The 1,374-nt window shown below is 32.8% G+C and carries 1 protein-coding gene and 1 pseudogene; both read right to left on the bottom strand.

Annotated features, from left to right (window positions below; all coding sequences use genetic code 11):
- A pseudogene (locus EZH24_RS11895) lies at positions 1 to 218 on the bottom strand (translation elongation factor Ts); the annotation flags it as partial.
- A 54-nt stretch (positions 219 to 272) separates the two neighbouring features.
- Entirely contained in the window at positions 273 to 1,085 is an 813-nt protein-coding gene (gene rpsB / locus EZH24_RS11890) for a 30S ribosomal protein S2 (RefSeq protein WP_137999289.1), read from the bottom strand.
- Between the last annotated feature and the right edge of the window lie 289 nt (positions 1,086 to 1,374).

Below are 1,374 nucleotides of genomic sequence, written 5' to 3'. Positions count from 1 at the left end.
TAATTAAATAAAGTTAATTTAATACAAAAACCAATAGAGCCTTCTTTAACCGTTCTTTCGTTCTTTTTTGCGGCGGTAATAGCTCCTTTTTCTTTAAGAAGCCTGATAGCTTTATCCATATCGCCATCGGTTTCTTGTAGCGCTTTTTTACAATCCATTATTCCGATTCCCGTTCGCTCTCTCAATTCTTTAATTATATCCATGCTTATATTTGCCATTTAATTTATCCTTATATTTTAAAATTATTTTTTTATTAAATTAACTTTATTTAATTAATTTTCTTCTTGGTCCGAAACTCCATACTGTTCGGCAATAGCTTCGGCGGCTTCGGTTGCGCTATTGTCAAATACTTCTTCTTCCGCTTCTTCCGAAGATTCGCTTTTAGCCAAAGTTTCTTTTCCAGCTTCGTTTTGTCCTTCGATTACGGCGGATGCGATAACATTTGCAAACAAACTTATAGCCCTTATCGCGTCATCGTTTCCAGGAATTGGATAATCGATAATTTCTGGATTGCAATTCGTATCGACAACGGCGACAACTGGAATTCCCAACTTTCTCGCTTCGCTTATAGCTATCGCCTCTTGCATAGGGTCGATTACAAAAAGCATATCGGGTATATTTTCCATATCCTTAATTCCCGCAAAATTCTTCTCCAATTTGTCTTTTTCTTTAAGAAGAAGAATAACCTCTTTTTTTGGAAGTTTATCAAAAGTTCCGTCAACTTCCTCTTTTTCTATTCTTTTTAATCTTGCGATGCTTTTTTTAATGGTGGCAAAATTTGTGAGCATTCCTCCGAGCCAGCGATTGTTGATATAATACATATCGCATTTTTCGGCGGCTTCCTTAATGCTTTGAACCGCCTGCTTTTTTGTGCCAACAAAGAGAATATTTCCTCCGTTTCTTGCCATCTCTTTAACGGCATCGAAAGCCTTTCTAACATAATTGAGAGTTTTCATAAGGTCGATAATATAAATATCGTTTCTCTCTTGAAATATAAAAGGCTTCATTCTTGGGTCCCATTTTCTTGTCGGGTGTCCGAAATGAACTCCCGCTTCGAGTAAATCTTTCATAACAGGTAGTGACATAAAAATATCCTTTTTTAAAATTTTTTAATAAATTTAAAAATAAAATAGAGCGCCGATTTAGTCGCTCCATCCATAAATTCAATTCGTTATTATTATAATTAAAATCATAACGCTTTTATTATCGTTTAAGATAACAATGTCTTTTTAATTAAAAATCAATTTAAGACATTTTGCAATTATGGAAAAAGTCAACCAATAAATCGGTTTAGTAAAAATAGTATAATAATTAATAAAAAAAGTCAAGCGTTAAATATAAAAAATTGTTTATCTATATGAAATTTATTTATTA

The sequence above is a fragment of the Brachyspira catarrhinii genome (assembly GCF_005518285.1).
Lineage (GTDB): Bacteria > Spirochaetota > Brachyspiria > Brachyspirales > Brachyspiraceae > Brachyspira > Brachyspira catarrhinii.
The sequence above is the reverse complement of the archived record's forward strand: the minus strand, read 5'-3'. Positions and strand labels throughout refer to the sequence as shown.